Origin of the sequence: Photobacterium kishitanii, from assembly GCF_000613045.3 — a bacterium.
GTDB classification, from domain to species: Bacteria; Pseudomonadota; Gammaproteobacteria; order Enterobacterales; family Vibrionaceae; genus Photobacterium; species Photobacterium kishitanii.
In genome coordinates, this window is record NZ_LN794352.1 from 1,219,224 (window position 1) to 1,227,490 (window position 8,267).

Sequence of the window (8,267 nt, forward strand, 5' to 3'; positions counted from 1 at the left end):
TAAATAGTTAAATAACCAGTTTGTTATGGTGGACAAACTGGCGATATATTACAACTATTATTAATTAAATAATAATGCGTGTTATCACAACCATTATTTATTTGTTGGTGATTGATTAATATTACCGTTACGTAATGTTTGTAATACCTGATCTTTAGGACCATCAGCAACAATATGGCCATGTTCCATAACGATCAAACGATCAACGACATCAAGCATACCTGTTTTATGAGTGATTAGAATGAGTGTTTCATCTTTATTCATTCTATTTAATTGCTGTTTTATGTACATTTCTGAACGATTATCCATACTACTTGTTGGCTCATCCATAATCAGTACTGGTGGCTGACTTAGAAATGCACGCGCAATAGCGATTGCTTGACGTTGGCCTCCAGAAAGTGCATGTCCACCTTCCCCGATTTGTTTTTCTAAACCAGCGGCATCATGTTGGGTAAATGCAGTTACCCCTGCACGTTCAGCGGCCAATAAAATTTCTTTATCTGTAGCTAAAGGGCGTCCAAGTATGATGTTATCGCGAATAGAGCCAAAAAATAGCGTAATATCTTGTGGGACACAGCCAATATTACGGCGAATGTCGATATGATGCAGTTGATTGATATCTGTATCATCAATGCGGACAGAGCCTTGTTGTGGCTGATATAAGCCCATTAAAATACGCTCAAGACTTGTCTTACCTGAACCAATACGGCCAATAATGGCAACTTTTTCACCGGGATTAATAGTAAAACTAAGATTCTTTAGTGCTGGTTGAGTCGCATTAGGATAGGAAAAAGTGACATTATCAAATTCTATTTTGCCACGAATAATTGGACGATGAATATAACGTTTACCGTCTTCCTGCTCGAGTGGCATCGCCATTAATTGTTCAATAATGGTCATGGCTGATTTAGCTTGATTATAGCGAGTTGATAGTAATGCAAGTTGCACCATAGGACCGACAGCACGACCACTTAACATGGTTGATGCGATTAATCCGCCCATGGTTAAATCACCATTAGAAATTAAATATACACCGACAACAATCATCGCAACAGAGACAAATTGCTGTAGGAATCCTGCGGTATTTTGAACCGAATCTGTTAAGCGACGAGACTTTAATCCCCAGTTTGAAATATGAGTAACGGCTTCTTCCCAGCGATATTGAAACTGACTTTGGGCACCAAACATTTTGATGGTTTCTAAACCGGATAAGCTTTCAATTAAGTTGGCATGTTTTTGAGATGCTAAGCGAGAGCCTTCTTCAATTGTGCGACGTAATGGTCGTTGAATTAGATAGCTATAAATAACTAAAATTAATACCGCAATAAGTGGCACTAAAGCTAAAGGCCCTGCCATCACATAGATTATAAATAAGAAAAGTAGTGCAAACGGTAAATCGATTAATGATGAAACCGTCGCTGATGTGAAAAATTCACGAATTGATTCGAATTCTTGTAAATGACGAGCAAAGGCACCAACAGAAGCTGGCTTAGCTTCCATTCTTATACCCATCACTTTACTGTATATTTTAGCTGAGATGAGGAGATCTGATTTTTTACCTGCTAAATCAATAAAATAACTACGTAATATTTTTAATATAAAATCAAAAATAAAAATAATAGTAATACCGACTGCAAGTACCCATAAAGAATCAAATGCGAGGTTCGGTACGATTTTATCATACACTAAGCGGGTAAATAGTGGCGCAGCTATGGCGAACATGTTAATTAAAATTGAAGCAATAAAGACATCACGATAAATACTACGTGATTCCCATAATGTACTCCAAAACCAATGCCCATCCCGATTTTTTAAAATTTCAGGAGAACGCTCATCATAGCGAAAACGTTTTTTTATTAGGAATAAATAACCACTATATTGAGTATTTAATTCATCAATATTGATCCATTGCTCTGAGCCATCGCTTTGTGGCAGAACAACTTCAGCTTCGCCTTTCTCTTTATCAAGGCTAAGCACAACACACGCATCGCCTCCTTTTAGTATGGCTATTACTGGAAATAGTAATGGCGATAACTTATCGAATGCTAATTGCGTTTGCTTAGCTTGAAGCCCTGCTTTTTCTGCTGCTCGAGGTAATAAAAATGGTGTCAGTAAACCATCTGTGAGCGGTAAATCTGCAATTAAAGCATCAGGTGAATTAGCTTGACCATAGAAGCGGCTAATATAAACAAGTGATTGAAGCAATGGATCTTTCATGTTATTTCCCATTAACTAGCTGAGCCGTGACATAACCCTGGAAACCCTGAACTTTTAGCAATGTTAATTTTTCTTTTTGTTCAATAGTTTCTACGCGAGATGCAATAGTGAGTACTGAAAGGTTATTGGCACTGCGTGTTATCGATTCTAAAACATCCATTTTTACTTGATCATCTAGTTGTGATGTATAAGCAAAGTCTAGTTTGACATAGCTAGGGCGTAATTTATTGAGGTAACCCGTTGAACTAAAATTGTGGCCATAATTATCAATGCCAAACTGGAATCCATTTTGGCGAATAATTTCACAAAGTAAGCTTGTATTATCAATGTTTTTAATAAAACAAATTTCAGGTAATTCGAATAAAATATGTTGTTTCATTTGTGGGCAAGACTGCAGCTTGCTGTTGAGCCAACGAATGAAGCCTGTGTCATTAATACTACTTTGAGTAATGTTTATTGCGACAGGAACTGATTTTTTTTGTTTTGTTAATTGATTAAAAATCGTTTCAATAATATAGCAATCAAATTTTGTGCCTTCATTAAGCTTTTCGATTGCTGATAAGAATTGACCAGCATTAAATCGTTGTTGTCCTTTTTCAATATAAGCGAACATTTCTTTGTGAATGATATCGTTATCAGTATTAATGGCATTTTGAAATGTAAAATGAATAAGGTTATTTGCAATAGCCTCATCAACTAATGCTTTCCAGTGTTGTTTACCCATTGCTGGTATTGTTTTGTTATCGTTAGTTTCTAATAAAGCAATGGGCTCTTTAACTTGTTGACGTGCTTTATTCAATGCATTGTCAGCATGAGCGAGTAGGGCGGTTATCGTTAGAGTATCTGAACACATAACAATGCCGACAGCAGCCTGGAGCGGTGCTATACCAAGTGGATCTGAATTTAGCTCTGAGGTCATGTCCAGCATAATACGGCCAGTATCAAGAAGGTCATCCTCAGATACATTAGGAGCGATAAGCATAAATTCAGATTGGTTTAAGCGAGCGATCGTAATGTCATCAGCAGAAAGATCTTTTAAGCGCTCCGCAAGTTTTAGGACTAATTGGTCGCCTGATTCGTAGCCTGATTGTTGATAGCTATCTTCAATCGCATCAGACTTTAATAAGATGATACCGCCGCTTGGTTTACTTGATAGCCATGATGAAAGCTTCGTCATTAAGTAACTACGGTTAGCTAAGCCAGATACCGGATCTTGATAAGCGCGAATTCGTAATGTGTCAGCTTCCTGAGCTTGTTGTTCAAAGTGCTGTTGTAACTGAATATTCATTGAATTAAAAGCAGTAACTAGATCGGCTAATTCACGAGTATGAGGTGTTGGTAGTGAGGGCGTGAAATGGTTGAGGGCCATTTCTTGAGCACTTTTTTGAATTTGTTTTAATGGTTTTAGTACTTTATTAAGTACCAGTGACAGCACAATTGCGCCTAATAATAGGCAAGTGATAAAACCAAATACTAGCTGAATAGTTGCTTTCCAGAGTTGGATATATGCTGAAGCAGGGCTACTGGTAACAGTAAGGTCTGCAAGTTGTAACCAACCACTGGTCAATGTTCTTGTTTGAGTAATTGCTTCAATGTGAACTAAGGATTGAAACCAATTAGGAACGCTTTGTACTAGTTGTGGATATTGGCGAATAATTTCTTTTTTAGAATCCAATAAAGCCAGTTTTACTTGGCTATAATAACCAGAATCAAAGGTAGCATTGATAACTGACTCAGCTGAAATAAGATCTTTTGCTTCTAAGTATGGAGATAGCGCAAACCCAACTGAACTGACAACATTATTAAGTTCTGTTGATTGCTGCTCAATTAAATAGCTTTTGGTGGTATTAAATTGAATCGCAAATACAGCACCGGTCAGTGAAAATAATACGACTAGCATCCACAGAAGTAGTTGTCGGTAAAGAGTCATTGTAATTTACTCATTAAAAAATGTTTCGTGGTTGGTTGAGTTTTATATCTTGTGAACGATTACGTAGATCGTTCCAAAGGCTTAGACGTGAAGCGTTACCAGCCACTTGGCCTTGGCCTTTTTGTTTCATTAACCATAACTTACTACCATTAAAACTATATATCGGTAATAAATCGTGACGCTCGGTTGCAGGTAAAATACTACCTTTAAGATTATCTAAAATAAGCGGTATAGCTGATGGTGTAGAGTAATAGGCAACAACCATGTGGAACTGATTAAGTTCAAGTGCTTTTACATACACTAACCTAAGCTTACTATCATCAATACCAAGCTCAATCAGCGCTTGATATTTGGCGATGCTAAAATCTTCACAATCTCCTGCACCGACGCCAACAAACTCGTAAGGTGTTGCCCAGTAATCTTCTTTTCCCCATAGCTTCTGATCGCTAATAAAGATAAATTGATTAAAAAAATCATTAACAACCATGAGCTTTTTAGGCTCAGTTAAATGTTGCGAATTTTTGATGAGTTCGCGCCAAGCTGTTGCTCGTTTGCCAGCGCGATCACCATAAAATTGGGTTATTTTTTCTATTTGTTGAGCACTACTAGCAGCAAATACATTTACTGCTAGTAATGAACAAAGTAGACAAAAAGCTATCTTTTTCAAAGGGCAATTTTCTGCTTAGTTTTCACGGACGGTATAGACAGTCCATTCTTTCACAACATTACCTTGAGAACCAATAACTTGTGCTACTACTCGACGACTTAATGTATTACTCTCTTCAACATCTGGTGCTTTTACGGGATCAGTATCACCAAAGCCAACCGTTTTAATCCGAGATGGCGTAACACCGTCATTGATTAATGCTTGGCGAATTGCGCTTGCTCGGCGTTCTGATAAGGCAACATTGTAGGCGGCATTACCAACAGGGCTAGCATAGCCTTTGAGTTCAATATGCGTTTTTGGATATTTAGATAAAAAAGCACTCATATCACTGATATTTTGCATGTAACTTTCAGGGATTACTGAAGAGTCATTAGCAAAGAGAACATGGATTTTATTTTCTTCTGAGCTATCAACATAAGTTGGACAACCATTATTATCGACAACAGCATCAATGGGTGTTTTTGGACAATGGTCACGTTGATTAATAACGCCATCGCTATCATTATCAAATAGATTTTTGGTTTGTTTAGCAACGGGTGGTTGAGGCACTGAAAGTGAGCAGCCAAATAATGATAGTGCGAGTAAACCAGTAACTACGTATTTCATATTATGTTCCTTTATTTAACCGACTGCGCCCAAGATTGAGGTACTTCAACCCGCATTTCGCTGAGGATAAGTCCAGTGGCGTTTAACACTCGATATTTAGCTAAAATGCCATCATATTCAGCGGTTAAATATGCTTTACGAGCTTCAAACAATTCATTTTCAGTGTTTAATACATCCAGTAAAGAACGTTGACCGATTTTAAATTGTTTTTCATAGGCAATAACAGTGCGCGCAGATGCGTCAACGTGTTCTTGCAAAAATATTTTTTGTTTTTTCGATAACGATAATGCGCTCCAAGAAAGGCGAGTTCCTTCTTCTAACATGCGATGAGCACGATCACGAATATCTTTGGATTTATTGATTTGGTATGCAGCACGACGGGATTTGGCAACGTCACTACCACCATTAAAGAGGTTATAGCGCATTTTTAGCACGGCTTTAAGTTCATCGGTATCACCCGCTGAGCCGTTTAAATCTTCTCCCCACTCTTGTGAAGCTTCAATGCTAAAAGAAGGGTAGAAGGTGCCTTTTGCTTGTTTGTATTGATATTCAGCGGCATTTATATCATTTGATGCAATATAAACCACTGGATTGTTTTTTTCTGCTTTTGCCAGAGCATCATCTAAAGAGGTTGGCAGATAATTACGATCAACTTCAGGTTTAACAAGATCGGTTGGATAAGCACCAACAATACGTACAAAAGCAGTGATTTTATCTTGAAGATTACTTTCTGCTGCCAATAGGTTAGTGTTGGAGCTAGCTAAACGACCATCAACTTGAGCCAAATCAGCGGTTGATCCAATCCCTGCATCAGCACGTTTTTTGATATCAACGTACATTTTTTGATGCACTTTGAGGTTAGATTTAGACAGTGTTAGCACATCCTGCGCATGCAGCACATTAAGATAAGCTTCCGTTGCTTTAAGGGCTTTATCTTGTGCGTCGGATAATAGTTGGTAGCGTTGTGCTTCTGTTTCTGATTTATTGCGTTGAATATCGTTATAGGTAATCGATCCATCCCAAATCAATTGACGAATATTTATTTGAGCACTTTGCGGACGATATTGACCTGAAGGACTTTTGGCTTTGTAATCGTCATGGCCAATACCTGCTTCTAGATCAACAGAGGGTAAATAATCACCTTTAGCAGCATTGATTAATTGGTTCTTACTTTGAAACTCATTGTAAGCACTTTTTATATCAGGGTTAGTCGATAATGTTTCTGCTATCGCTTGCTCTAAAGATTGTGCCATTACAGGAGTAGCCAAACATTGCAGGCCAATCAATAGCGTGATTTTTTTTAAAATGTGTTTTTTTGTCATTATATTATTCTCTTAACGCCGTTTGACGCGCTCTGAGGACAGGTTTCAATAGGTAATCAAGTACAGAACGTTTGCCTGTAATGATATCTGCTGATGCTGTCATTCCTGGAATGATAGGTAATGCTTCGCCATTAGGTCCTTTAAGACTACTTGCATCTGTACGAATTTTTACTTGGTAGAAACTATTGCCTTCTTTATCTTGAATCGTATCAGCACTGATAGTTTCTAATGTTCCTTTTAAACCCCCATAATTAGTAAAATCATAGGCGCTAAATTTTATGATTGTTGGTAATCCAGGTCTTAAAAAACCAATATCTTGAGGCGCTATTTTTGCCTCGATTAAAAGTGTATCTTCAGTAGGTACAATTTCTACCAATGGCATGCCTGGTTGAATAACACCACCAACGGTATTGACATAAATTGTTTGAATGGTGCCATTAACTGGTGATACCACCGTAGTACGTTTTACGCGATCTTCAAGCCCTACCTGTGATTCTGTCATACTCGACAATTTGTCACTGGTTTCATTCAGTTTAGATTGAATTTCTGAACGAAATTGCAAAGCAATATCAATATATTTAAAGCCTGCTTCTTGAATAGCTGCTTGGGTTACCGGAATTTGTAGTTTGGCTGAGTTTAGGTCTCGTTTAGTATCATTAAGTGAACGTTGTAATTTTAATAACTCAATACGAGGAACAACACCCTCATCAGCTAATGGCTTGGTAATATTGTATTCTTTCAATGCGATGTTGTAGCTATTTCTAATATTGGTCACTCGTGCTTGAGTTTCGGTTAGTTCTCTTTCTTTTTGTGATGCCTGCTGTGACGCAACCGAAAGTTGGTTTTCTAAATTATTTAATTTACCTGTAAATTGGTTCAGTTGTCGACGTACTAATTGAGGATGCTTTTCTTTAAAGGCAGCCGTAAAAACAGGAGGAGTGTTAGTAACATGAACACTCTGACGCCATTCAGTCTTGTTAGTACTTTTATTAACGGTGACGCTTTCAAGTAGGGCGTTAAGACGTAGCGAATCAGCTTGCATTGCTGCAAGACTTTGGGTCTTTTCTTCAAAGTCAGATTTAAATTGAGTGTCATCTATAAGTAGTAACGTCTGGCCTTTTTTAACTTGTTGACCTTCTTTTACGAGAACTTGCTTAACAATACCACCTTCGAGATTTTGTACTACTTGTAGTTGTGATGACGGAATGACTTTTCCCGAACCAGTTGTTACTTTATCTAGTTTTGCAAAATAAGCCCAAATAAACGCTATAAAGAAAAATAGCACCATTACCCATAAAATCACTCTGGCACTTTTAGGAGTGTTAAGCAGTAATGCAGCTGATTTATCATCAATAAATTCGAGATCATGGGTTGATATCGAGATGGCTTTTTTACTCATATAAAACCTATGTATCTAGAAGTGCGAGTTATAAAGATGTTAATTTTCTTCATAAAAAACAATGTATTAATTTCGGTGGTGTGAGCTGCATTAATAATAAAATCCATTGTTATATTTGGCATAAAT

The 8,267-nt window shown here is 37.4% G+C and carries 6 protein-coding genes; all 6 read right to left on the minus strand.

Annotated elements, in window-relative coordinates; genetic code table 11:
- Positions 1–93: 93 nt before the first annotated feature.
- The 6 genes from PPBDW_RS05935 to PPBDW_RS05960 are packed head-to-tail and all read right to left on the minus strand — an operon-like array spanning position 94 to position 8,141.
- The gene (locus tag PPBDW_RS05935; protein ID WP_036794043.1) at positions 94–2,217 is read right to left on the minus strand and encodes a type I secretion system permease/ATPase; all 2,124 of its coding nucleotides are present in this window, start codon (positions 2,215–2,217) and stop codon (positions 94–96) included.
- A 1-nt stretch (position 2,218) separates the two neighbouring features.
- Entirely contained in the window at positions 2,219–4,147 is a 1,929-nt protein-coding gene (locus tag PPBDW_RS05940) for an EAL domain-containing protein (RefSeq protein ID WP_036794044.1), read from the minus strand.
- A 13-nt stretch (positions 4,148–4,160) separates the two neighbouring features.
- A complete protein-coding gene (locus tag PPBDW_RS05945; protein WP_036794045.1) occupies positions 4,161–4,814 on the minus strand; it encodes a transglutaminase-like cysteine peptidase in 654 nt (217 codons plus the stop codon).
- Between the two features lie 15 nt (positions 4,815–4,829).
- Positions 4,830–5,420 (minus strand): OmpA family protein, encoded by a 591-nt coding sequence (locus tag PPBDW_RS05950; RefSeq protein WP_036794046.1) that lies wholly within the window; start codon positions 5,418–5,420, stop codon positions 4,830–4,832.
- A gap of 11 nt (positions 5,421–5,431) precedes the next feature.
- Positions 5,432–6,742, minus strand: a complete 1,311-nt coding sequence (locus PPBDW_RS05955) for a TolC family outer membrane protein (protein ID WP_036794048.1) — start codon at positions 6,740–6,742, stop codon at positions 5,432–5,434.
- Between the two features lie 4 nt (positions 6,743–6,746).
- On the minus strand, positions 6,747–8,141 hold the full coding sequence (locus PPBDW_RS05960; protein WP_036794049.1) for an HlyD family type I secretion periplasmic adaptor subunit: 1,395 nt from the start codon (positions 8,139–8,141) through the stop codon (positions 6,747–6,749).
- Between the last annotated feature and the right edge of the window lie 126 nt (positions 8,142–8,267).

Excerpts from the sequence above, each read along its gene's own strand:
- PPBDW_RS05935 (WP_036794043.1), bottom strand. The coding sequence starts at position 2,217 with ATGAAAGATCCATTGCTTCAATCACTTGTTTATATTAGCCGCTTCTAT.
- PPBDW_RS05960 (WP_036794049.1), bottom strand. The coding sequence starts at position 8,141 with ATGAGTAAAAAAGCCATCTCGATATCAACCCATGATCTCGAATTTATT.
- PPBDW_RS05940 (WP_036794044.1), bottom strand. The coding sequence starts at position 4,147 with ATGACTCTTTACCGACAACTACTTCTGTGGATGCTAGTCGTATTATTT.
- PPBDW_RS05955 (WP_036794048.1), bottom strand. The coding sequence starts at position 6,742 with ATGACAAAAAAACACATTTTAAAAAAAATCACGCTATTGATTGGCCTG.
- PPBDW_RS05950 (WP_036794046.1), bottom strand. The coding sequence starts at position 5,420 with ATGAAATACGTAGTTACTGGTTTACTCGCACTATCATTATTTGGCTGC.